Source organism: Streptomyces sp. NPDC059696 (assembly GCF_042733745.1).
Taxonomy (GTDB): domain Bacteria; phylum Actinomycetota; class Actinomycetes; order Streptomycetales; family Streptomycetaceae; genus Streptomyces.
On the sequence record NZ_JBHWFG010000002.1, the window covers coordinates 304438 to 325843 of the forward strand.

At 69.6% G+C, this 21406-nt stretch carries 23 protein-coding genes; 6 read left to right on the forward strand and 17 right to left on the reverse strand.

What is annotated here, in order from left to right:
- Window positions 1–14: 14 nt before the first annotated feature.
- Both ACFV20_RS03295 and ACFV20_RS03300 read right to left on the reverse strand, forming a co-directional pair.
- Entirely contained in the window at window positions 15–470 is a 456-nt protein-coding gene (locus ACFV20_RS03295) for an Lrp/AsnC family transcriptional regulator (RefSeq protein WP_385651792.1), read from the reverse strand.
- A 57-nt stretch (window positions 471–527) separates the two neighbouring features.
- Window positions 528–1214, reverse strand: coding sequence for a UbiX family flavin prenyltransferase (locus ACFV20_RS03300; RefSeq protein ID WP_385651793.1), 687 nt, complete (start codon window positions 1212–1214; stop codon window positions 528–530).
- A 91-nt stretch (window positions 1215–1305) separates the two neighbouring features.
- Between ACFV20_RS03300 and ACFV20_RS03305 the strand changes: the two genes are divergently transcribed.
- Window positions 1306–1914: a rhomboid family intramembrane serine protease gene (locus ACFV20_RS03305; RefSeq protein WP_385651796.1), complete on the forward strand. Its 609-nt coding sequence runs from the start codon at window positions 1306–1308 to the stop codon at window positions 1912–1914.
- On the opposite strand, the gene mqnP is transcribed toward ACFV20_RS03305, so the two are convergent.
- The gene (gene mqnP / locus ACFV20_RS03310; protein ID WP_385651798.1) at window positions 1915–2817 is read right to left on the reverse strand and encodes a menaquinone biosynthesis prenyltransferase MqnP; all 903 of its coding nucleotides are present in this window, start codon (window positions 2815–2817) and stop codon (window positions 1915–1917) included.
- A complete protein-coding gene (locus tag ACFV20_RS03315; RefSeq protein ID WP_234846840.1) occupies window positions 2814–4265 on the reverse strand; it encodes a menaquinone biosynthesis decarboxylase in 1452 nt (483 codons plus the stop codon). The genes mqnP and ACFV20_RS03315 overlap by 4 nt, the downstream gene beginning before the upstream one ends.
- A 66-nt stretch (window positions 4266–4331) precedes the next feature.
- Between ACFV20_RS03315 and ACFV20_RS03320 the strand changes: the two genes are divergently transcribed.
- Window positions 4332–4625 (forward strand): PLD nuclease N-terminal domain-containing protein, encoded by a 294-nt coding sequence (locus tag ACFV20_RS03320; protein WP_385651800.1) that lies wholly within the window; start codon window positions 4332–4334, stop codon window positions 4623–4625.
- Window positions 4626–4628: 3 nt separating this feature from the next.
- On the opposite strand, the gene ACFV20_RS03325 is transcribed toward ACFV20_RS03320, so the two are convergent.
- Together ACFV20_RS03325 and ACFV20_RS03330 are read right to left on the reverse strand one after the other, a co-directional pair.
- Window positions 4629–4739, reverse strand: coding sequence for a DUF397 domain-containing protein (locus ACFV20_RS03325; protein ID WP_385651982.1), 111 nt, complete (start codon window positions 4737–4739; stop codon window positions 4629–4631).
- Window positions 4687–5625, reverse strand: a complete 939-nt coding sequence (locus ACFV20_RS03330) for a Scr1 family TA system antitoxin-like transcriptional regulator (RefSeq protein ID WP_385651801.1) — start codon at window positions 5623–5625, stop codon at window positions 4687–4689. The genes ACFV20_RS03325 and ACFV20_RS03330 overlap by 53 nt, the downstream gene beginning before the upstream one ends.
- Before the next feature lie 104 nt (window positions 5626–5729).
- Here ACFV20_RS03330 and ACFV20_RS03335 point away from each other — a divergent pair, with 104 nt between their 5' ends.
- Entirely contained in the window at window positions 5730–6350 is a 621-nt protein-coding gene (locus ACFV20_RS03335) for a hypothetical protein (RefSeq protein WP_385651803.1), read from the forward strand.
- Here the strand turns inward: ACFV20_RS03335 and ACFV20_RS03340 are convergent.
- Together ACFV20_RS03340 and ACFV20_RS03345 are read right to left on the reverse strand one after the other, a co-directional pair.
- Complete coding sequence (locus tag ACFV20_RS03340; protein WP_385651806.1) at window positions 6328–7215, reverse strand: hypothetical protein; 888 nt, start codon at window positions 7213–7215, stop codon at window positions 6328–6330. The genes ACFV20_RS03335 and ACFV20_RS03340 overlap by 23 nt on opposite strands.
- Window positions 7216–7306: 91 nt before the next feature.
- Entirely contained in the window at window positions 7307–8374 is a 1068-nt protein-coding gene (locus ACFV20_RS03345; protein ID WP_385651808.1) for a ferritin-like protein, read from the reverse strand.
- A 292-nt stretch (window positions 8375–8666) separates the two neighbouring features.
- Here ACFV20_RS03345 and ACFV20_RS03350 point away from each other — a divergent pair, with 292 nt between their 5' ends.
- Window positions 8667–10079 (forward strand): condensation domain-containing protein, encoded by a 1413-nt coding sequence (locus ACFV20_RS03350; RefSeq protein ID WP_385651810.1) that lies wholly within the window; start codon window positions 8667–8669, stop codon window positions 10077–10079.
- 15 nt (window positions 10080–10094) lie between these two features.
- On the opposite strand, the gene ccsB is transcribed toward ACFV20_RS03350, so the two are convergent.
- The 7 genes from ccsB to hemL form a co-directional block, all read right to left on the reverse strand.
- Window positions 10095–11177, reverse strand: a complete 1083-nt coding sequence (ccsB, locus tag ACFV20_RS03355) for a c-type cytochrome biogenesis protein CcsB (protein WP_385651811.1) — start codon at window positions 11175–11177, stop codon at window positions 10095–10097.
- Window positions 11174–12928, reverse strand: coding sequence for a cytochrome c biogenesis protein ResB (locus ACFV20_RS03360; RefSeq protein ID WP_385651814.1), 1755 nt, complete (start codon window positions 12926–12928; stop codon window positions 11174–11176). The genes ccsB and ACFV20_RS03360 overlap by 4 nt, the downstream gene beginning before the upstream one ends.
- 3 nt (window positions 12929–12931) lie before the next feature.
- Window positions 12932–13705: a cytochrome c biogenesis CcdA family protein gene (locus ACFV20_RS03365; protein ID WP_385651816.1), complete on the reverse strand. Its 774-nt coding sequence runs from the start codon at window positions 13703–13705 to the stop codon at window positions 12932–12934.
- A 13-nt stretch (window positions 13706–13718) separates the two neighbouring features.
- Entirely contained in the window at window positions 13719–14366 is a 648-nt protein-coding gene (locus ACFV20_RS03370; RefSeq protein ID WP_385651817.1) for a TlpA family protein disulfide reductase, read from the reverse strand.
- A gap of 66 nt (window positions 14367–14432) precedes the next feature.
- Entirely contained in the window at window positions 14433–15728 is a 1296-nt protein-coding gene (locus ACFV20_RS03375) for a polysaccharide deacetylase family protein (protein WP_385651819.1), read from the reverse strand.
- Between the two features lie 256 nt (window positions 15729–15984).
- Entirely contained in the window at window positions 15985–16683 is a 699-nt protein-coding gene (locus ACFV20_RS03380) for a histidine phosphatase family protein (protein ID WP_385651822.1), read from the reverse strand.
- Entirely contained in the window at window positions 16680–17996 is a 1317-nt protein-coding gene (gene hemL / locus ACFV20_RS03385) for a glutamate-1-semialdehyde 2,1-aminomutase (RefSeq protein WP_385651823.1), read from the reverse strand. Before hemL ends, ACFV20_RS03380 begins: the two co-directional genes overlap by 4 nt.
- A gap of 306 nt (window positions 17997–18302) precedes the next feature.
- Between hemL and ACFV20_RS03390 the strand changes: the two genes are divergently transcribed.
- Window positions 18303–18944 (forward strand): hypothetical protein, encoded by a 642-nt coding sequence (locus tag ACFV20_RS03390; RefSeq protein ID WP_385651824.1) that lies wholly within the window; start codon window positions 18303–18305, stop codon window positions 18942–18944.
- Window positions 18945–19011: 67 nt separating this feature from the next.
- On the opposite strand, the gene ACFV20_RS03395 is transcribed toward ACFV20_RS03390, so the two are convergent.
- Complete coding sequence (locus ACFV20_RS03395; protein ID WP_385651984.1) at window positions 19012–20334, reverse strand: tyrosine-type recombinase/integrase; 1323 nt, start codon at window positions 20332–20334, stop codon at window positions 19012–19014.
- 1 nt (window position 20335) lies between these two features.
- A complete protein-coding gene (locus ACFV20_RS03400) occupies window positions 20336–20653 on the reverse strand; it encodes a helix-turn-helix domain-containing protein (protein WP_042176503.1) in 318 nt (105 codons plus the stop codon).
- A 386-nt stretch (window positions 20654–21039) separates the two neighbouring features.
- On the opposite strand from ACFV20_RS03400, the gene ACFV20_RS03405 reads away from it, so the two are divergent.
- Window positions 21040–21276 carry an AlpA family transcriptional regulator gene (locus ACFV20_RS03405; protein ID WP_071528887.1) on the forward strand — a complete coding sequence of 79 codons (237 nt, stop codon included), beginning with the start codon at window positions 21040–21042 and terminating at the stop codon, window positions 21274–21276.
- The last annotated feature ends 130 nt before the right edge of the window (window positions 21277–21406 follow it).

Genomic DNA, 21406 nt, shown 5'->3' on the forward strand with positions numbered 1-21406 from the left:
GTACGACGACGGGTCTACTCCTCTTCGGGCAGCTCCCCGACCCGGTTCTCCCACTTCGTGGAGAGCACGATGGTCGTACGCGTCCGGGAGACGCCCTCGATGCCGCTGAGCCGCCGGATCATCTTCTCCAGTCCGTCGACGTCCGCCGCCCGCACCTTGAGCATGTACGAGTCGTCGCCCGCGATGAACCAGCAGTCCTCGATCTCCGTGAGGTCCTTCAGCCGCTGCGCCACGTCCTCGTGGTCGGTGGCGTCGGAGAGCGAGATGCCGATCAGGGCGGTCACGCCCAGGCCGAGCGAGGCGGCGTCGACGGTGGCCCGGTAGCCGGTGATGACGCCGGCGGCCTCCAGCCGGTTGATGCGGTCGGTGACACTGGGTCCCGACAGTCCGACGAGGCGTCCCAGCTCCGCGTAGGAGGCCCGGCCGTTCTCCCTCAGGGCCTGGATGAGCTGCCTGTCCACCGCGTCCATTGCGATCGAAGCCTTCCGCTGAAGTTGTCGTTGAGTCCGATGAGGTTCGGGTACTGCTCAGCCGTCGCGGTGCGCACCGCCGCCGAGTTCACCTTGCCAACGGCGGTAGAGCCGGTGCGGCACGCCCGCCGCGTCGAGGACGCGGCCGGCGACGAAGTCCACCAGGTCCTGGATGTGCGTCGCGCCCGCGTAGAACGCGGGTGAGGCGGGCACGACCGTCGCGCCCGCGTCGTCGAGGGTGACCAGGTGGCGCAGGGTCTGGCCGTTCAGCGGGGTCTCCCGCACGGCCACGATCAGCTTGCGTCCCTCCTTGAGGGTCACGCTCGCCGCCCGTTGCAGCAGGTCCTTCGACAGGCCGAGCGCGACCCCGGCGACGCTCGCCGTCGAGGCGGGCACGATGAGCATGCCCTTGGTGGGATACGACCCCGAGGAGGGCCCGGCGGCCAGGTCGCCGGCGCTCCAGTGCCGTACGGCGCCGAGGTCGACGGCGAAGGTGCCCGGCTTGCCGTCGGCGCCCCGGGAGAGCCATTCCCGCAGGTCGGACTGCCAGTGGGCGTCCCGGAAGGAGATCCCGGTCTCGTCCAGCAGGGTGAGCCGGGAGGCCCGGGACACCACGAGGTCGACGCTCTCACCGGCGTCCAGCAGCGCCCGCAGCACGGCAGCGGCATAGGGGGTGCCGGATGCCCCGGACACCCCTACGATCCAAGGCGTACGTGGCGTCTCGCCTGGCTTGACTGGGTTCACGACTCCGAGCCTATCGGGCGTCACAGGAGGGGAACCGGTCCAGGGGTGCGGGCCGTTGCCCGGAGGGGACGAGCGAGCACTGGGGGTCGCCATGCCGGATCCGCGAGCGGGGTGGTCACAGGGCGATCGCGCGCTGGCCGCGGGCAAGCTGATGCTGGCGTGGGTGGCGCTGCTGTGGCTGCTGGAAATCGTGGACGTGGCCACGGGCCACGCGCTGGACGGCCTGGGTGTCACCCCGCGCGACCCGTCCGAGCTGGCCGACGTCGTCCCCTCGTCCTTCGTCCACTTCGGCTTCGCCCATCTGCTGGCGAACACCGTGCCGCTGCTGGTCCTGGGCTTCCTGGCCGCGCTGTCGGGGCTGCGGCGCTTCCTGCTGGTGGCCGCGCTGATCATCGTCGTGGACGGGCTCGGTGTCTGGCTCGTCGCCCCGGAGCACAGCAACACCGCGGGCGCCTCGGGCGTGATCTTCGGCCTGTTCGGTTTCCTGCTGGTCAGCGGCGTCGTCGAGCGCCGCGCCTTCGGGGTCCTGGCGGGCGTGCTGGTCGCCGCGGTGTGGGGCGGCTCGATCCTCGCGGGCCTGGCCCCGACGCAGACGGGCGTCAGCTGGCAGGGCCACCTGACAGGCCTGCTGGCGGGCGTGGCGGCGGCGTTCCTGTTCCGCCGCCGCCCGGAGGCGGGCCGCGCGCTCACCGCCCCGTGATCAGACCGTCAGGCCCCGCACCAGCAGGTCCAGCAGCGCGCACACGAACAGGGCGATGCCGATGAAGCCGTTGACGCTGAAGAAGGCGCGGTTCACCCGGGACAGGTCGTGGGGGCGGACGATCGAGTGCTCGTAGAGGAACGCCGCGGCGACGATCAGCAGGCCCAGCCAGAAGAACGCGCCGGCGCCGGTGGCGAGGGCGTACCAGACGAACAGGGCCGTCGTGAGGGCGTGGCAGACCCGCGCGCCCCAGATCGCCGCCGGGATGCCGAAGCGGGCCGGTACGGACATCACGCCGATCTCGCGGTCGGTCTCCACGTCCTGGCAGGCGTAGATCAGGTCGAAGCCGCCGATCCAGATGCCCACGGCGAGGCCGAGGATCACCGCGTCCCAGGACCACTCCCCCGAGACGGCCAGCCAGCCGCCGATCGGGCCCATCGCCTGGGCGAGGCCGAGGATGGCCTGCGGGAAGTTCGTGAACCGCTTGCCGTAGGGGTAGACCACCATCGGGATCACCGCGATGGGGGCCAGCGCCAGGCACAGGGGGTTCAGCAGGGCGGCGGCGCCGAGGAAGACGGCCAGCGCGATCAGCGCGCCCGTCCAGGCGTGCCTCACCGACATCGCGCCGGTGACCAGCTCGCGCTGCGCGGTGCGCGGGTTCCGCGCGTCGATCTCCCGGTCGATGATCCGGTTGACCGCCATCGCGAAGGTGCGCAGCCCCACCATGCAGACGGTGACCAGCAGCAGCCGCCCCCAGTGGATGTTCTCGTCCCACTGGTACATGGCCGTGAGCGCGGCGATGTAGGCGAAGGGCAGCGCGAAGACCGAGTGCTCGATCATCACCAGCCGCAGGAACGCCTTGGTGCGTCCCGGCTGCGGAATCGCGGCGGATGCGCTGGTCACAGGCCGTACTCCTTCCAGCGGCGGTCCACCTTCGCCGCCGTCTCCGGATCGGACTCCACCATGTCGGGCCAGCCGCCGTCGCGCGTGTAACCCTCCTCGGGCCACTTCTTCGTCGCGTCGATGCCGGCCTTGCCGCCCCAGAACTGCTGGTAGGAGGCGTGGTCCAGATGGTCGACCGGGCCCTCGACGATGCTCAGGTCCCGGGCGTAGTCGGTGTTGCCCAGCGCCCGCCAGGCGACCTCGTGCAGGTCGTGCACGTCGCAGTCGGAGTCGACGACCACGATCAGCTTGGTCAGCGACATCATGTGCGCGCCCCAGATCGCGTGCATGACCTTCTGCGCGTGCTTCGGGTACTTCTTGTCGATCGAGACGATCGCGCAGTTGTGGAAACCGCCCGCCTCCGGCAGGTGGTAGTCCACGATGTCCGGCACGATGATCTTCAGCAGCGGCAGGAAGAAGCGTTCCGTCGCCCGTCCCAGCGGCCCGTCCTCCGTGGGCGGCCTGCCCACGACGATCGACTGGAGCAGCGGCCGCTTGCGCATCGTGATGCAGTCGATGGTCAGCGCCGGGAAGGGCTCCTGGGGCGTGTAGAAGCCGGTGTGGTCGCCGAACGGCCCCTCGGGCAGCATCTCGCCCGGCTCCAGCCAGCCCTCGATCACGACCTCGGCCTGCGCGGGCACCTGGAGCGGCACGGTCTTGCAGTCGACCATCTCGATCCGCTTGCCCGCGAGGAACCCCGCGAACAGGTACTCGTCGATGTCCCCCGGCAGCGGGGCGGTCGAGGCGTACGTCACGGCGGGCGGGCACCCGAAGGCGATCGCCACGGGCAGCCGCTCCCCGCGCCTGGCCGCCACCTGGTAGTGGTTGCGGCTGTCCTTGTGGATCTGCCAGTGCATGCCGATGGTGCGCTTGTCGTGCCGCTGGAGCCGGTACAGCCCCAGGTTGCGGACGCCGCTCTCCGGGTCCTTGGTGTGGGTCAGTCCCAGGTTGAAGAACGACCCGCCGTCCTTCGGCCAGGTGAACAGGGCCGGCAGCCGGTCCAGGTCGACGTCGTCCCCGGTCAGGACGACCTCCTGCACGGGGCCGTCCTTCACCTTCTTCGGAGGTACGTGCGTCATCGCGCCGAGCTTGCCGAAGGCCTCGCGCACGCCGACGAAGCCGTGCGGCAGCTCGGGCTTCAGCAGCCCGCCGATCCGCTCGGTGATCTCCGCGTACGACTTCAGGCCGAGGGCCTTCAGCAGCCGCCGGTCCGTGCCGAACACGTTCATCGCGAGCGGCATGCTCGACCCGCGCACGTTCTCGAAGAGCAGGGCGGGGCCGCCGGACTTCTGCACCCGGTCGACGATCTCCCCGACCTCCAGATACGGGTCGACCTCGGCCTTGATGCGCTTGAGGTCACCCTCGCGCTCCAGCGCCCTGAGCAGGGAGCGAAGATCGTCGTAAGCCATGGGGTCCAGTATCCCCGAGCCGCTACCCTGGCCTGGAACCACCCACCGCTTTCGCTGAGAGGCCGCATGCTCCGGGTACTGATGTTCCTCGTGCCGCTGGCGCTCAGCGTGTACGCGTTCATCGACTGCATCAGCACGCAGGACGACGAGATCCGCCACATGCCCAAGCCGCTGTGGGCGCTGCTGGTGCTGGTGTTTCCGCTCGTCGGGTCGATCTCCTGGCTGATCGCCGGCAAGAAGCGCGTCCCGTCGTCCCAGCGCCCCCGGCAGTGGGTGGCACCCGACGACAACCCCGACTTCCTGAAGTCACTCGACCAGGACAAGGACGTCGACCCGGACGAGCGCAAGCGCGAGGAGTGAGCGTCAGAGGGCGGCTGTGAACGCCGCCCAGGCGGTCCGGCTCACGACCAGGACGGGTCCGTCAGGGTTCTTGCTGTCGCGAACGGGGACGGTTTCGGGGAAACCGGGGGCTATTTCGATGCAGTTGCCGCCGTTTCCGTCGCTGTAGCTGCTCTTGACCCAGGTCAGCGCATTCCTGTCCATGGTGCCCGTACCTCTCCATCGTCTCGTGGATCAGAGCGGCGGACTGAGGAGCTGACAGGGCGTCCGCCCTGAGCACATCATAGAACTGGTTATAGCGCTCGTAGAGGGCCGGATCGTTCGTGAAGTGGCCCCGGTTCAGGGACTCCGAGTACAGCCAGTGGTGCCCTTCCGGCAGCGCGATCAGCGACATGGAGCCGCTGGGACGAACGATCTCGACGGGACCCGCGGGCGCGACCTGGATGCGGATGTTGGGGCGCCCTGCCAGCTTCAGCAAGTGGGCGCACTGGTCTCGCATGACATCCGGGCCGCCGACCACATTGCGCAGGCAGCTCTCGTCGAGGACCACCAAGTACAGCGGACCGCCGTCGGCCAGGAAGCGCTGCTGCCGACTCAGTCGAGCCCGCACTCGTTCCTCGAGCTCCACCCCGCTCACATAACGGCGCGACAGCGACCGGGCGTATTCCGCCGTCTGCAACAAGCCCGGCATCACACGCTCCTGGTACTCCCGCAGGGAGACGGCCACCTCGTCCATCTCCGCCCGGCGGCGGAACCAGTCGGGATGCTCCACCTGCGGATACCAGTCGATCCGGGCCCACAGCCGCGCCAACACCCCACCCGTGCCCAGCAGTTCGTCACAGGTCTTGGCGAACGTGTCCTGCGGGACCCTCGTACCGCCCTCGACCCGTGCGACATGCGAGCGGTCGCACGGGATCTGCCTGGCCAAGCCCTCCTGCGTGAGCAGCGCGGCCTCGCGGAAGTGCCGCAGGACCTCCCCGAACACCGCCGCCGTGCTCGCCCCGCCGTTCCGTCGGCCCACCACTCCCCCTCCGTGACAGTGCACCGGTGTCACACGCCAAGCATTGAACCGGACCGTTCCCGTGCGCAACGCTCGATACACCCAGAGTGACGGAGGTGTGCGGAATGGAACCGGGAACGCTCGTCTACGACCCACAGACGCGCAAGGTCGGCGCGTACCAGGACAGGACCGGCCCGTACGTGATGCTGCGCCCGGTCGGCGGTGGCCGGGAGTGGCAGGCGGATCCGGCGAGGATCCGTGCGGCGACACCGGAGGAGCGGCTCAGCGCGGGCGTGCGCGCGCTCAACGACCGTTCCAGGGAAGGCCTGGCGGCCGATCCGGCCCGGCCGCCCTCCCCGGTGCCCGGGTGTGCGACCTGTGAGGAGTTGGCGCTGCGGCGGGACAGGGCCAGGGCCGCGTTCGACGGCAGTGCGGTGACCGACGCGAACGTGCTGTTGCGCCAGCACCAGCGTGACGAGCACGGTGGGGAGTCGTCCGGCCGCAGGGTCTTCCGGTACGTGCCGTACACGATCGTGCAGGATCCGTCGGCGCAGCCCGAGTACGAGGCGTACTGCGTCTCCGGCGAGGAGGAGGACTGCGGGGCGGGCTCGGGTCCGTGCCGGGCGCCCGGCGACGTGGAGGAGTGGCAGCGCAGGCACACCCAGGAGACCCGGCACCTGCGCTACCGCCGCAGCTTCGCGGACTACGCCGTGCTCGAACAGGTCACGGGCCGGTCAGTTCCATGACCGGCACCTCGCACCGGACCTGTGCGAGAGCTCCGGACTGACCCACCCCGGAGGTGTTGTCGACGAACAGCCATGCTCCGACGTTGAACTGGTAGTCGTGGCCGGCCCGCACCGGGACCATATGGCGCATGACTCCGTCTCCGAACAGATTCGACTCGAACGTCTCGCGCTCGTTGACGCTGACCCTCTTGCGGAATTTCTTGCGGGACTCGCCCGCCTTCCAGTTCCCCTCCGACATGATGGAACATTCGGTGCCGCCTTCGGCGACGGCCCAGCTGCCGATTCCGTGGGCGGCGACCCCGTAGTAGAACTTCATGAACCGCCGGTCGGAGGTGGCGGTCAGCACGCCGTCCCGGTCGGGCCGGAAACCGACGCCGAAGCCGGCGTGGATCTCCACGAACTTGTTGCGGCCGTTCGGTGCCAGCGGGCCGGAGCGGCCGTCGAAGATCACCGTGCCGCTGGGCCGGTCGACGATGACCGCTTCGGGTGCCCCGCCGTCGATCCGGTGCCACGCCCAGCCGAAGTGGAACGGCGGCGCGAAGAAGCTCCGGCCGGTGACGCTCGGTGGTTCGGTGGAGCCGACCGGGGAGTCCAGCCAGTCGATGTGGAAGTCCGGTTCGACCTTGAGCAGGGGCACCGCGCCCTCAGCCGCGTGCCGGGCCTTGTCGTCCCGCTCGACAAGATCGAGCAGTGGCCTGTTGATCGCGTTGGACAATTCCGTTGCGGCGGCTTCTGTTTCGAGATAACCGTTACGGGACTCGATCGCGGGCGCCGCCATGGTCCGCACTGAGCGGATCGCATCTTCTCTTTGTTCCGACGTCAACTGTTCGTCGTCGTAGACGTCAATGGCTATGTTTTCACTCATACTTCACTATCGCACCGGCCCCAGACCGTCGCGAGTCGTGGCCAATCCCGTGAAAAGCGAGACTGGTTGAATTCGAATTTACGGTCCGCGATCACGGATCCACATACCTGAATTCAGGACCGTAAGTCCGGCCGCTGCCGTCGGGCAGGGGGGTCTGCATCAGGCGCCCGGACGGGTCGACGAGCATGCGCATGCGGGTCACCGCTGCCGAGAGTCTGCTCTGCATCGTCGCCGCCGAAGTGGCCTCCCAGGCCTGTTCGAGGAACCTCAGCATCGCGCTGTACTGGAGATTGACCTCCACCAGCCGCTGCCTCGTCTCCTCGTCCGGCGCGGGCAGGCCCCCGGCCTCCCAGCCGCCGGCCGGCACCGTCCCCATGGGCAGGGCGGAGGGCATCGCGATGGGATCGCCGGCGAACTCCCACACGTCGGGGTTCTCCGACGTCCTGATCACCCTGCGGCCGTGGAACAGTTCCCGGAAGACGTAGTAGTGGGCGAGTTCCCCCTGTTCCCCGGGATGGGGGTTCTCCGGCGAGGCGGACGTGCCCTCCCCCTGCTCCTTGATGATGCCGATGGCCTTCTCGACGTCGGCCGGCGAGGCGATGTCCACCACGTCGTTGCCCTCGCCGTGGTGCGACATGAAGCGGCGTATCTGCCGGGTACCGGTGATCAGTTCCGGATGCTGCCGGAACGCCTCGCCGATCGCGGAGTAGAAGGCCCCGATGGACGTGAACCCGGCGCTCTCCACGGTGACCGGGTCGTCGGGCTCCTCGATCCGGGAGAACAGGTCCAGGGCGTCCTTGGTCAGCCCGCTCAGGAACACCTTCAGCCCCGGGCGCACGCCCCCGGGCAGCGGGCCGGGGTACTTCGGTGCCGTTTGGGCGCTGGCCAGGCGGGGCGTGCCCCCGATCGTGGTCAGCAGATTCCCGGCGAGCCCCAGATGTGACATCTCGTCGAAGACGACGCGCCCGATGGCGAGGGCGACGTCCGACTCCTGGTCCTCGACGGACCACAGGGCGCACAGATACGGCGGAAGTGTGGCCAGCTCCAGCAGGACGGCCTGCTGCAGTGCGTCCTTCAACCATTCGGCGTCACGCTGCTCCTCGCGCGCGTCCATCAATTCGAGGATTCTGCTGCTCCGGTAGTTGACGACTGTCGCCATCGGACGTCACTTCCCCGCTGTGCTCGTGCACCGAGAGGGCGCAATGGAGTCGGGCTTTTCGACGCGCGTCTGCGATATTCACGAGCCTACGACGCACCCGTGACGGGCGCAGCCCACCGGGCCGCTGATCTGAGGAATGGGCCGATTCGTCAACGCGGTGTCCTGCCCGGAGCCCGGATCGTCGTTCGAGGTGCCATCCGTTCCATTGAAAATCGGCGACTCCCCGTGTGGGCGGTGGCCCGATCGGCATTGTCTTGGTCGGGTCTGTCCCACCTGCGAACGGAGACGCCCTGTGCGAATGACTGACATCCAGCGCTGCGAGGTCCGGCCCGGACGGCTCGTCGAATGGACGCTCAGTCCGGCGACCGTCGCGACGGCGAAGGCCCTGCCGGAGGACTCCAGGCCGCCGGCCTACATCCAGGAGTCACACCTGCGGACGGCACGGACCGTGCGCGAGGACGGTCTGTTCGTGCCGACCTGGATCGGCGCCGCCTTCGACCTGCCGGGCCGGGCCGACCTGGACGCGCTCGGTGCGGCGCTGCGCGGCTGGACGCTGCGCCACGAGACGCTGCGCAGCGGCTTCCGCTGGGCGGGCGGGCCCGGTGACTCGATCCGCCGGTTCACGCTGGACGAGGCCTCGGTCTCCCTGCACCGCGAGGACGCCGGGGAGTTCACCGACCCCGCGGCCCTGGCCCAGCACCTCCAGGACCGTTTCGACACCACCGCCGACGCGCTGCGCTGGCCCAACCTCATCTACACGGCCGTCGTCCGGGACGACTCCACCAGCGTGTACATGGCCTTCGACCACAGCAACGTCGACGCGTTCTCCATCTACCGCATCCCCGCGGAGATCCAGGAGTTGTACGCAGCCCACAGGACCGGCCGCCCCCCGCACCGGCAACCGGTCTCCAGCTACGTCGACTTCTGCGAGGCGGAGCGGGCCGACGCGGACCGCCTCGACGCGGACCATCGGATCGTCGCCCGCTGGCGGGAGTTCATCCGCCGCTGCGACGGCCGGCTGCCGAGCTTCCCCGTCGACCTCGGCCTGGACCCGGAGGGCGGGCTGCCGACGCAGAAGCTCATGCGCGAGATGCTCGTGGACGCCGACGCCGCGGCCGCCTTCGAGGCGTACTGCCGCCCCTACGGGGGCTCGCTCGTCGGGCTGCTGGCGGCGACGGCACTGATCGTCCACGAGATCGGCGGCGAGCCCGTCTACCGGACGGTGGTGCCCTTCCACACCCGGGCGAAGTCCGCGTACTCGGACTCGGTGGGCTGGTACGTCGGCGGCGCCCCGATCGAGGTGCCCGTCGACGGGGCGCCCGACTTCCCCGCCGCGCTGAAGACCGTACGCGCCGCGCTGCACACCACCCGGCCGCTGGCCCGCATGCCGCTGGCCCGGGTGCTCAGGCTGCTCGGCGCGGACTTCCGGCCGACGTCCCCCGACATGTACTCGATCGTGTCGTACGCCGACGCCCGCGACATCCCCGAGTCGGAGACCTGGACCGAGCGCAACGCCTACGGCCTGATCCGCGTGTCCTACGGCGACCAGGTCTGCGCCTGGGTCACCCGCCTGCACGAGGGCCTGTGGTTCGCGGCCCGCTACCCGGACACGGACGTCGCGCACAAGAACCTGCGGCTGTACGCCGACCGGCTGCGCGACATCATCGCGTCCGTCGCGGACCACGCCCCCGCTCCCCGGCGGTGAGTGCCCCGGCGGGAGCTACACGCCCGCGTAGGAGTGCTTGCCGGAGACGAAGATGTTCACGCCGTAGTAGTTGAACAGCCAGCAGCCGAAGGCGACGAGAGCCAGGTAGGCGGCCTTGCGGCCCTTCCAGCCGGCCGTGGCGCGGGCGTGCAGGTAGCAGGCGTAGGCGACCCAGGTGATGAACGACCAGGTCTCCTTGGGGTCCCAGCCCCAGTAGCGGCCCCAGGCGTCGCCGGCCCAGATGGCGCCCGCGATGATCGTGAACGTCCACAGCGGGAAGACGGCCGCGTTGACGCGGTAGGAGAACTTGTCGAGGGACGCGGACGAGGGCAGGCGCTCCAGGACGGAGGTCGCGAAGGTGCCGGGCGTGCCGCCGCTCGCCAGCTTGCTCTCGTAGGAGTCCTTGAACAGGTACAGGATCGTGGCCATGGCGCCCACGTAGAAGACCGCGCCGCAGAAGATCGCCGTCGAGACGTGGATGTACAGCCAGTACGAGTGCAGGGCCGGGACCAGCTGGTCGCTCGCGGTGTAGAGGACGGTGACCGCGAGGCCCAGGTCGAGCAGGACCGTGGTGATCAGGAACAGGCCGAGCCAGCGCACGTTCTTCTTCAGCGCCAGCAGCCCGAGGTAGACCCCGACCGCGACCGTGGAGAACGTGATGTTGAACTCGTACATGTTGCCCCACGGTGCGCGCTCCACCGACAGGGCGCGGGTGAGGACACCGCCGAACTCGATCAGGAACGCGAGCACCGTGAGGGAGATGGCGATGCGGCCGTACAGGTCGCCCTGCTCGTCCCCGCCGTGCGCCCCGGGCCCGTCGGGCACGTCGCGCCGGCCGGCCGCGGCCCGCACGGTGACCTTGGGCCGCTCCAGCACGGTGGTGCCGCCGGCCTGGTTCACGGTGACGGCCGGGGCGGCCTTCTCGGCGCCCGCCGTGGCGGTGAGCGCGGCGGCGGTGCGGGCGACCTTGCTGCGGCTGCCGAAGAGCCATTCGGCGATGTACGCGAAGAAGGCCAGGGTGTAGACGGCCATCGCGGAGTAGATCAGCACATTGCTGATCTCCGCGAGGTTTTCGTTGGTGGCGGCGGCGAGAGTCACTGCTTCTCAGCCCCTTCGGCAGGTACGGGGGGTTCGGTACCCGGCTCCTGATCGGGGTCGGGGGAATCTGCGGGGTCGTCGGGGACGCCGGGGACGCCGGGGACGCCGGGCGCCTGCTCGTAGAGGTCGCCGGCGAGGTGCCCCAGTTCCTCGGGGACCTTGGCGGACTCGCTGCGGCCGAGGCCGGCCATCTCCACGACGGTGACGCCGTCGGCGCCCCTGACCGCGCGCACCCAGACACGGCGGCGCTGGATGAACAGGGAGGCGGCCAGGCCGCCGATCGCGGCGAGGGCACCGGCGAGGGCCCAGCCGCTTCCGGGCTGCTGCACGACCTGGAAGCCGGCCCACTCCTTGATGTCCTTGCCGAAGGTGACCGAACCGGCCCCGTTCGGGAGCTTCATGGTCTCGCCGGGCTTCAGCAGCTTCTTGAACAGCTTGCCCTCGGAGTTCTTGAACTCCTTCATGTTGCTGCGGTCCATCTGGTACACGCTCTGCGGGATGCCCGAGTCGGCCCCCAGGTCACCGTGGTAGGCGGAGAGCGCGAGCAGCGGATTGTCCAGGGCCGGGAACTGCGACAGCATCGTGCCGCTGGCGTGGCCGCCGAAGGTCGGCACGAAGAACGCGTTGAAGCCGAGCTGCTCCTTCTCGCCCTGGGCGTTGCGGTAGCCGTCGAGGACCTTGACGACGCCGGAGGAGGTGACGTTGGAGTCCAGCGGCAGCAGCGGCACGGCGTCGTCGAAGACGACCTTGCCCTTGGCGTCGCGGACGGTGATGACCGGGGCGTAGCCGTGGCTGACGAGGTAGACCTTGGAGTCGCCGATCTCCAGCGGGTGGTTCACCTCGACGGTGTCGGTCTTGTCCTTGCCGTAGGCGCCCGTGCTGTAGGTGATGCCGGCCTTGTAGACGCGCGGGGTGCCCTTGTTGGGGCCGGTGCGCTCGTAGGTGCCGGTGAACTTCTTCAGGTTGAAGCTGAACGGCACCAGGTCGTCGGAGCTGAAGAGGTTGCCGGACTTGAAGTCGTCGTACTGGGTGAGGGTGTTGGAGAAGCCGTCGCCCTCGACGACCAGCTTGTTGCCCTCGGACTTGTACAGCTGGCCCCAGGCGAAGGCGGTCAGCATCACGATGAGGGCGATGTGGAAGACGAGGTTGCCGACCTCGCGCAGGTAGCCCTTCTCGGCGGCGACGGCGTCGCCGGTGAGATGGGCGCGGAAGCGGCGCTTCCTCAGCAGGGCCAGGGCGGCCTGGTGGACCTGCTCGGGTTCGGCCGTGGTGCGCCAGGTGGTGTGGGCGGGCAGCCGGGTCAGCCGCCGGGGCGCGCCGGGCGGCAGGCCGCGCAGCTGGCCCACGAACTGCCAGGTGCGGGGCACGATGCAGCCGATGAGGGAGACGAACAGCAGGATGTAGATCGCGGAGAACCACACCGAGCTGTAGACGTGGAACATGCCGATCTTGTCGTAGACGTCCCCGAGGGTCGGGTGGGCCTTGCGGAAGTCGGCGACCTTCGTCTCGTCCTGGCCGGACTGCGGGATCAGGGACCCGGGGATCGCGCCGAGGGAGAGCAGCAGGAGCAGCAGCAGGGCGACCCGCATGGAGGTGAGCTGCCGCCAGAACCAGCGGACCCAGCCGACGACGCCCAGGGAGGGCAGGCCGGTCGCCTCCTCCTTGGGGGCGGTGGACAGCTGCGAGCCGGCTTCACCCAGCTCCCGGTCCTCGGCGGACGGGGCCGGGTCGGAGGCGGTGGTCTTGCTCATCGATCAGATCCCCACAGTGAAGCCGTCGGACCAGACCTGCATCTCCTGCACGATGCGGTCCCACGCGCCGGTCAGCAGCAGCAGACCGGTCACGATCATCATGGTGCCGCCGATCCGCATCACCCAGACGTAGTGGCGCTTGATCCAGCCGAAGGCTCCGAGGGCCTTGCGGAAGGCGACCGCGGCGAGCACGAAGGGCACGCCCAGGCCCAGACAGTACGCGATGGTCAGGACGGCCCCGCGTCCGGCGCTGCCCTGCTCGGAGGAGAGGGCGAGCACGGAGGCCAGGGTGGGGCCGATACAGGGTGTCCAGCCGATGCCGAACAACGCGCCGAGCAGGGGTGCTCCGGCCAGTCCGGCCACCGGCTTGCGGTGGAGGCGGAACTCGCGCTGGGTGAACCAGGGCATCAGGCCCATGAAGAAGACACCCATGAGGATCATGAGCACGCCGAGCACCTTGGACAAGACGTCCTTGTGCTCCTGGAGCGTGGTGCCGAAGTAGCCGAAGAGCGCCCCCGAGGAGACGAACACCGCGGTGAAGCCGAGCACGAAGAGGGAGGCGCCCGCCACCATCCGGCCGCGCCGCGCCTCGGCGAGGTCGGTGCCGGCGACGCCCGTCACATAGGACAGGTAGCCGGGCACCAGCGGCAGGACGCACGGCGAGAAGAAGGAGACGAGACCGCCGAGCAGCGCGATCGGCAGGGCCACCAGCAGAGCGCCCCTGAGTACCGTGCCGTTGGGGTCCGCGACCGCGGCGAGCGTGGTGACTGCGCTCACGTCACTCCTCCGCTCACTTCTCGGCGACGACCGGCTTGAGCATCTTCAGCAGCCGTTCCTCGCTGAGCGCGGACAGCGAGCGGGCCGCGACCTTGCCGTCCCGGTCGAGGATGAGCGTCGAGGGGATCGCCTGCGGGTTGAGCGTGCCCTTCTTGAAGCGCAGCAGCAGCTTGCCGGTGGGGTCGTAGAGGCTGGGGTAGGTGATGCCCCAGTCCTTCTCGAAGGCGAGGGCCGCGCCGGTGGAGGTGTCCCGGGTGTTGATGCCGACGAACTGCACGCCCTTGTCCGCGTACGCCTTGGAGACCTTCGCGAAGTACTTGGCCTCGGCGCGGCAGGGGTTGCACCAGGAGCCCCACACGTTGAGGACGACGACCTTGCCCTTGTAGTCGGCGACGTCGAGGGTCTTGCCGGCGATGGTCTTGCCGGACAGGTCGGGGGCGGGAGTGCGCTTGCCCTGCGCGACCGTGGCGATGCCGTCGGTGCCGGTGACGAAGTTGGTGTTGCCGCCCCCGCCGGAGGTGCCGCCGGAGCCGCACGCGGTGACCAGCAGCGCGGTCGCGGCGAGCGAGGCGGCCAGGGTGGCGCTGCGGCGGACACGGCGGGTGCGCTCGGTGGCACGGGTCGTGCGGTTCGAACGCTGGGGGGCGCTGTCGGCACTCATGTGAAAAGTTTCGCATGCCCGTTCTGGGGGTCTCGCCCACCCCCCTTGCGGGTGGAAAACCGCATTTCAGGCAGGGTTCCCCGAGGGGTCGGCGTTCGGTGTGGCGGCCTTGCCGGTGAACTCCCGCCAGCCGCCCGCCGGCTGCTGCCCGACCCCGAGCGTGCGGAGCCGGTCGAGCACCTCGGGCTTCTGCACGTCCAGCCAGTCGGTGAACTGCCGGAAGGAGACGAGACGCACATCCGCGCCCTTCTCCTTCTCCCGGGCGATGTGCCGGAAGGCCTCCTCGACGGCGTCCATGTAGATGCCGCCGTTCCACTGCTCGAAGTGGTTGCCGATGAAGAGAGGCGCCCGGTTTGTCTCGTATGCCCGCTTGAATCCCTGGATGTACGCCTGTGCCGACTGCCGTCGCCAGCCCGGGTAGTTGTGCGCCGGGGCCTTGGTGGAGTTGAGGGACTGGTTGGCCAGCATGTTGTAGTCCATCGACAGGACCTGGAAGCCGCGGCCGGGGAAGGGTATCTGCTGCAGGGGCAGGTCCCATATGCCCTGGCGCTTGCGGGGCCAGACCTGGAGGCCGCCGGGCGAGGAGGCGTCGTAGCGCCAGCCCAGCTCGCGGGCGGTGGGCAGCAGGTTGTCCTGGCCGAGCAGGCACGGCGTGCGGCCGCCGACGAGCTCCTTGTCGTAGTCGAACGGCAGCGACGGCAGGTCGGTCCAGCCCGTGTTGGTGCGCCACTCCTTGACGAACGACTTCGCCTGGTCGATCTCGCTGCGCCACTGCGCCGGGGTCCAGTTCTTGACCGAGCCGTGGGACTCGCCGCAGAAGTGCCCGTTGAAGTGCGTGCCGATCTCGTGGCCCTCCAGCCAGGCCCGGCGGACGTTCTTCAGGGTCGCCTTGACGTGGTCGTCGGTGAGGTAGCCGATGTCGGAGGCGCCGCGCGGGTTGTTCGGGGGGTCGTACAGGCGCTTCTTCGACTCGGGCAGCAGGTACAGCCCGGACAGGAAGAAGGTCATGCTCGCGCCGTGCTCCTTGGCGAGGTCCAGGAAGCGCGGGAAGAGGCCGTTGCCGACCTCGCCGGCGCCGTCCCAGGAGAACACCACGAACTGCGGCGGGGTCTGACCGGGCTCCAGCGGCTGCGGGGCGGCGGGCTGGTGGGGCTGCTTGCCGGTGTGGCTGGTCGATCCGTCGCCGATGGGGCGGGCGGTGGGCCCGGGCTTCGGCTTCGATCCGCCCTGGACGGAGTCGCCGCCGGAACCGTCGGCGCGGCCGGAGTCGTCCGAGCCCGTGAGTCCGCCGCACCCGGCGAGCGAGACGGCGGCGGCTCCCGCGCCGAGTCCGAGCATTCCCCTGCGGGAGAGAGCGCGCATGGCATCCCCGATTCGTCACGTCGTGCTGGTCACCCAGTCAGAGGTCGTGACGAACGGGGAGGTTCCGCTGAAATGCGCAGATTCCGTAACGAAGCGGTCGTAAGCGATCAGTAAGTAGTCGTAAGCGGTCGGAAGGGGGCGAACACATCAGGCTCGACGCCTGCGGAACGCCCCCCGAACGGATCGTGAGACCACCCCGGACGGATCGTGAGGCCATCCGGGACGGATCGTGAGCCCCCCGAACGGCTCGTGAGACCTACGCCCCGTAAGCCTTCGTCTGGCCCTTCGCCGGCTTCGCGCCGGCGAGGAGGTGGGCCGGGACGAGGTCGCGGGCCGGCTCGGTGTAGCCGACGGAGACGATGCGGTCGCCCTGGTACGTGAAGGTCGTCAGTGACGCGAGCGTGCACTGGCGCTTGCGCGGGTCGTGCCACAGACGGCGGCGCTCGACGTAGGACCGGACGATCCAGATGGGCAGCTGGTGGCTGACCACGACCGCCTCGTGCCCGCGGGCCGCGTCCTTCGCCGCGCTCAGCGCGCTCATCATGCGGACGACCTGGTCCACGTACGGCTCGCCCCAGGACGGCCGGAACGGGTTGACCAGATGCTTCCAGTTGTTCGGCTTGCGCAGCGCCCCGTCCCCGACGCCGAACGTCTTGCCCTGGAAGATGTTGTCGGCCTCGATCAGCCGCTCGTCGGTCGCCAGGTCCAGCCCGTGCGCCTTGGCGATCGGCTCGGCCGTCTCCTGGGCCCGCTCCAGCGGGGAGGCGACGACATGTGTCACATCGCGGCCCGACAGGTGCTCGGCGACCCGGTCGGCCATCCGGCGCCCCAGGTCGGACAGGTGGTAGCCGGGGAGGCGGCCGTAGAGGATGCCGTCCGGGTTGGCGACCTCGCCGTGCCGCATGACGTGCACGACGGTGATGTCCTCGGCGCCGTTGCTCCGCTGGTCGCTCATGCCGTGGCCTCCGCAGCCGCCCGGGCCGCCGCCGGAAGGGCGTCGGCGATCTTCTGTACGGCCCGCTCGTCGTGCGCGGTGGACACGAACCAGGACTCGAAGGAGGACGGCGGCAGGTAGACGCCGTCGGCGAGCAGCGAGTGGAAGAACGCGGTGAAGCGGAAGGACTCCTGCGTCTTCGCGTCCTCGTAGTTCCGCACGGGCCGGTCCGTGAAGAACACCGAGAACATGTTGGAGGCGGTCTGCAGCCGGTGCGCGACGCCCTCCTTGGTGAGCGCCTCGGTGACCAGGCCCTGGATCTCCTTCGACACGGCGTCGACCTTGGCGTACGCGGCGTCGTCGAGGAGCCGCAGCTGGGCGAGGCCGGCCGCGGTGGCGACGGGGTTACCGGAGAGGGTGCCGGCCTGGTAGACGGGCCCGGCCGGGGCGAGGTGGGCCATCACGTCCGCGCGCCCGCCGAAGGCCGCCGCGGGGAAGCCGCCACCCATGACCTTGCCGAAGGTCATCAGGTCCGGGACGACGCCGTCGACCCCGAACCACCCGGCGCGGCTGGTCCGGAAGCCGGTCATGACCTCGTCGGAGATGTACAGGGCGCCGTTCTCGGCGCAGACGTCCTTCAGGCCCTGGTTGAAGCCCTCGGCGGGCGGGACGACGCCCATGTTGCCCGGGGACGCCTCGGTGATCACGCAGGCGATCTCACCGGGGTGCGCCCGGAAGGCCTCGCGCACGGCGTCGAGGTCGTTGTACGGCAGGACGATCGTGTCGCCGGCCTGGGCGCCGGTCACGCCCGGCGTGTCGGGCAGCGCGAAGGTGGCGAGACCGCTGCCGGCCGCGGCGAGCAGCGAGTCGACGTGCCCGTGGTAGCACCCGGCGAACTTGATCACCTTGGTGCGCTGCGTGAACCCGCGTGCGAGGCGGATCGCCGACATGGTCGCCTCGGTGCCGCTGGAGACCAGCCGCACCTGCTCCAGCGGCGCGACGCGCGCCACCATCTCCTCGGCGAGCGCCACCTCGCCCTCACCGGGCGTGCCGAAGGACGTACCGCGGGAGACGGCGTCCTGTACGGCGGCGATCACCTCGGGGTGGGAGTGCCCGAGGATCATGGGCCCCCAGGAGCAGACGAGGTCGACGTACTCCCTGCCGTCCGCGTCGGTCAGGTAGGGGCCGGTGCCGGACACCATGAACCGCGGCGTGCCGCCGACGGCTCGGAAGGCCCGCACCGGTGAGTTCACGCCGCCGGGCGTGACGGCCGCCGCTCGGTCGAACAGAGCCTGCGAGGCCGGTGCTTCATACGGATATGCCAGTTCACTCATGACCTGCGACTTCTCCGACCTTCTCCGACGCTGTCGGGCTCCGGGTGCCAGTGACCTGTTCAGGGTAGGCCAGGGGCGTGGGCGGACGGGGCACGGGACAACCGGCCCCGGGGTCGCCGTCGTCTGCGAGACTGGACCCTGATACACACAGCTCGCACGGCCCGGCGTGGTCGGAGGCTGCGGACATCCCGCGGGCAGTTGGTTCGGCGCACGTTTCGGCGGGCGGCCGTGGGGGAGGTCACTGACACGATGATCGGGTTGCGCGGCGGGGGCGACGCGTCCTAGAAAAAGCAGTCGGGTGGAGATATGCATCGCGGTGGCGGACTGGGCGAGGGGACTGATGACCTGGGTCCTCGACGTGCCCGGCGGGGACGGCACCGGCGCGAGGCGGAGGACGCTCAGGAACCGCGTCGGACACAGGGTGCACCGAGTGAACCGGAGCGGGCCGCCGGACGTACTGAACGTCAGGTGGACGATCTTCGGGCCGGGAGCAGCGGGAATGGTGGTCGGGTGGGGGTGACGTACAAGTACTTCGGAGCGCCCGACGGCGCGACCGCGGCCCGCGTCCCGATCTCGATGCGCCCCGAGGAGCTCGGCGGCGACGAGCTCGGCATGAACGGCATGTTCACGAAGATCAAGCCGGAGACGATGGCGGCGATGGTGCTCACGGGCATCGAGGGCGTCCCCCTGCACAAGGTCCCGCCCCTGGAGCTCGTCGTCCTGCACCCCGACTACGCGGTGGTCAAGCTCCCGATGACGGTCGTCGACCCGCTGCGCGGCATCGGCGAGGAGGCGGTGGGCGCGGCGGCCTTCATCTGGTCGACGGTCCCCGACCGCGGCGGCCCCCGCGACGCGTTCAACGTCTACCAGCTGCTGCACGAGTGGCAGGACTTCTCGGTACGGCTCCACGAGGCGGGGCACCAGCCGTACTGCCTGGTGTGGCCCTGAGGTGGGGTTTCTTGCGGATCGGGCGGGGTCTTCGGGCCTCGCCCTTTTGCGTGCCGGGGAACGGCCGTCAGGCGGCTAGGGCACATTGAGGGCACATTGGTTCTGGTGAGGGCGGTGATGTGCCCTGCGGCTCTCCGGTTTCCGACGGCTCCGCGCCGGTGAAGGCGTCGTCGATCGCCTTGCGGGTCCGGCTCTCGCTGGACGGCAGCAGGTGCGTGTACGTCCGGAGCGTAAAACCCGGGTCCGAGTGGCCGAGGTACTCGGAGAGCGCCTTGATGCTCTCCCCCGCGTCCAGGAGCACGGAGGCATACGCGTGACGGAGGGCGTGCATGCCGTCCTCAGGCGCCGCCTGGAGGTACCTCGCCCCGCGCTCGCGGGGAGGGATCACGCCGGCGGCGACCAGGGCTCGCTTCCAGGCGCCCATGTTGAAGACGCTGCGGTTGTACGCTCGGCCCTTCTCGTCGACGAAGAGCAGCCGGAAGGTCTTGGGCTCGCCGTCGGGCTTCGCCCAGGGCAGCGTGACCTCCGTCGGCGGGAATCGCCTCATGTGGGCCTTGAGGGCAGTGGCCAGCTGAGCCGACAGCGGCACTGACCGGATCCTGTTGCCCTTGGGCAGGGCGAAGACGGGCTTCGTGCCGACGAGCCGCACCTGGCGGTTGACGTGGATCCAGCCGCCCCTGAAGTCGATGTCCTCGACGGCGCATCCGAAGACCTCTCCCTGGCGCAGGCCGCACCCGAAGGCGAGCTTGCCGCCTGCCTGGAAGCGCTCGGGCAACCCTGCGATGACGGCACGCACGCGCTCCAGGGACCAGGGGACGATCTTCTTCTTGGTCGCGGTCGGCAGCTTGACCGACTTCGACTTGCACGGATTCTTCGGCAGCAGTCCGTCCTCCACGGCCATGCCGAGGATGCTGGAGAGGACGTCGAAGATGCCCTCGATCGTCGACACCTCGAAGCCGCCGTCCTGCAGTGTGCGGATCCAGCCCTGAACGACCGAGGGCTTGTTCAAGGACCGCAGCTCGCGCCGGCCGAGGTGGGACACGATGTGGTTGCGGACGGTGGCCTCGTAGCGGAGGGCCGTGGTCGGGCCGACCGAGTTCGCGTCGAGCCACCTCTGGGCGTAGGCGCCGAGCGTCTGCTTCGTCTCGGCGGGAACAACGTAGCTGCCGCTCCGGATCTCGACGTCGACCTCGGCCGCCCGTTTGTCGGCCTCGGCCCTCGTGTGGAAGTTCTCCTTGCGCTGGTGGCCGTCCAGGTCCCGGTACCGGACCTGCCAGCGCTTCCCGGTCCCGTGGTCAGAGGTCGGAACCATCCACCGGGTGCGGCTCTTGTGCTCGCTGCACTGGGTCTCGTCCGGCTTGGGATGGGACTTGTGCCAGCGGTCGTACACGTCAGCCAAGGAGGGCCTCCCGGGCTCCGCCGCAGGCGTCTGCCGCGGAGTGACGAGGATGAGCGAGCCGGGCCCCAGTAGGCAGCAGATCCGCCGGCGGGACACCGAGGGCTGCGGCTATCAGGACGAGATCGTCGATGTCGCAGCGCCGATGGGCGCGCTCCGTGCGACTGAGCGCGGTATTGGTCATCGGGCGGCCCATCGCGGTGCAGCGGGCGGCCAGTTGATGCTGGGTGAGGCCGAGCGCCAGCCGCATGCGCTCGATGGCGCGGGCGGTATGCAGGCCGGCGGGGCCCATTTCAAGAGGTCTAGTTGCCATAACAGGTAGCTGTAACTTGCAGCCGAAGCCTTTGGCAAGAGTTGGTTCTTAAACCCTACAGAAGTCGCTTCCCACCCGATCCACAATCGCCCCGACTAATGCCTGCCATACGGTACTGGAGAGGCTGCGTCACCGACTCAGCTCGCCGGAAAGCGAGCGCACTATAGCTAACTTCATCCTTCGCCGATGGGGCGCCACCTGCCCGTACGAACCACCCGCCACCCTGGCGCCGACTTTTTGGTCAACCGCCAATTCGCCCTTACGGTATTGCCTCCCGTGCTCACCAACGGGAACTTCTGGAGTCTTCTAGAACCAACTCTGGACTTCTCCGCCCAGGGTGTGGCCGTGTTGTCCACGCAGTTGTCCGAAACCGAAAAGGGAGCCCTATGCCGAGCCTTTCCCCCCGTCCCGCCCGCGCCACCGCCGATGCCTCCCGACGTGGCCCCCTGGCCACCCCGGCGGAAGTCGCCGAGTACCTCGGGGTGCCGGTCAAGACGCTCTACCAGTGGAAGTACCGGGGCATCGGCCCGAACGTGCACAAGGTCGGCCGCCACCTGCGCTACCGCTGGACCGAGGTGGACGCCTGGCTCAATGCCCAGGCCGCGTACGACCTGGCGGTCTGAGAACCCCTCACGGGAAGCGAAGCGGGGGGGGGGGGGGCCCCCCCCCCCCGCCCCCCCCCCCCCCCCCCCCCCCCCCCCCCCCCCCAAAAAAAAAAGGAGGTGTGGTCCCGGCGCGCCGCCCAACCGGCCC